Source organism: Serratia sp. Nf2 (genome assembly GCF_003028435.1).
GTDB lineage: Bacteria > Pseudomonadota > Gammaproteobacteria > Enterobacterales > Enterobacteriaceae > Serratia > Serratia marcescens_L.
Genome location: NZ_PYTW01000034.1, coordinates 1 through 1,317, shown reverse-complemented (window position 1 = coordinate 1,317; position 1,317 = coordinate 1). Strand labels below are relative to the sequence as shown.

Below are 1,317 nucleotides of genomic sequence, written 5' to 3'. Positions count from 1 at the left end.
AATTTACCGCGGCAGAGCGCGAAATGCTGAACCTGCAGTTCGAGATGGCAGATCAGATCGACATGATTAACCGCCGTCTTGAATGGATGGCCAGCAGCGCCATGGTGTCAGGGAAAGTCACCGTGAATGGTGAAGGTTATGAAACCAAGGTAGTGGATTTCGGCCGTTCGCCGGATCTGACCATCACCCTTAGTGGCAGCGATAAATGGCCGTTAACGGTCGCCGCTGGCGCGACCAACACGCAGCCGTCGGATGATATTGAAGAATGGCAGACGCTGATCCTCAAAAACTCCGGCGCGGTACCGACGGACCTGATCTTCACTAACAAGGCATGGAAAGCGTTCCGGCTGGATACCACGATCAAGGACAACGCCATCACTTTCCCGGCGTTGAGCCCGTTCGGCAACCAGATTAATGCCGGTGCGCAGGTGCAGAAAGGGGCTGTTTATAAAGGCCGCTGGGGCAACTTCGACCTGTGGCTGTATAACGACTGGTTCATTGATCCGCTGGATAATATCGAAAAGCCGATGATCCCTGACGGTGCGGTCATCATGTCAGGCGCGGACCTGATGGGTACTCGGGCTTTTGGCGTGATCCTTGACCCGAAATTCAACTATGGCCCTCTGGCCTATGCCCCTAAGACCTGGGTGAAAGATGACCCGGCGCAACGCCTGCTGATGATGCAATCAGCTCCGCTGGTTATCCCAAGCCGGGTAAATGCTGCACTCTGCGCGACGGTGGTATGATATGGCATCGAAAAAACAGCAAGGTAACGAACTGGGCAGCTTGCCGCCCGAGTTAATGGTGGGTGAACAGGAAAACGGCGAAGAGTTGAAAGTTGACGGCCAGGGGCCAGAAAATTCTACCGAGACCGAGACCGAGACCGAGACCGAGACCGAGACCGAGACCGAGACCGAGACCGTCGATGATGACGATCAGGACGGTGAACAGCTGCCGGCCGGCATGGTTTCAGTGGTTGTCACCAAAGGTAACACGGTGCGGCACGATGGCTGTGACTATCCAGAAAACCGGACGTTCACGTTGCCGGTAGCGGATGCGCATCGCCTGATTGGTCTGGGTGTGGTTGCTGATGTTGAACAACTCCGCAAGTTGGCGTTGCTTCGCAGCGCGCCGGCCGTATCTGTGCAATCGGGGGAGTAATGGGAATCAACTGGGATCAGCATTTGCTTGCGCCGTTGCACGGCGTTTTTGGTGACCCGGTTGAGTATCGCCCTGGCGGCGGCGCGGAGCCTTACACCATTAGCGGCATATTCGATCGGGCCTATACGCAGGAGGTCGAGCCGCTGGACGATGGCA

General features: G+C 56.5%; 2 protein-coding genes. Both read left to right on the top strand.

Annotated elements, in window-relative coordinates; genetic code table 11:
- On the top strand, nucleotides 1-746 hold a 746-nt coding region (locus C9411_RS25235; RefSeq protein WP_146158905.1), incomplete at its 5' end, for a major capsid protein.
- 1 nt (nucleotide 747) lies between these two features.
- Complete coding sequence (locus tag C9411_RS25230) at nucleotides 748-1,161, top strand: hypothetical protein (RefSeq protein WP_107228159.1); 414 nt, start codon at nucleotides 748-750, stop codon at nucleotides 1,159-1,161.
- Nucleotides 1,162-1,317 lie beyond the last annotated feature (156 nt).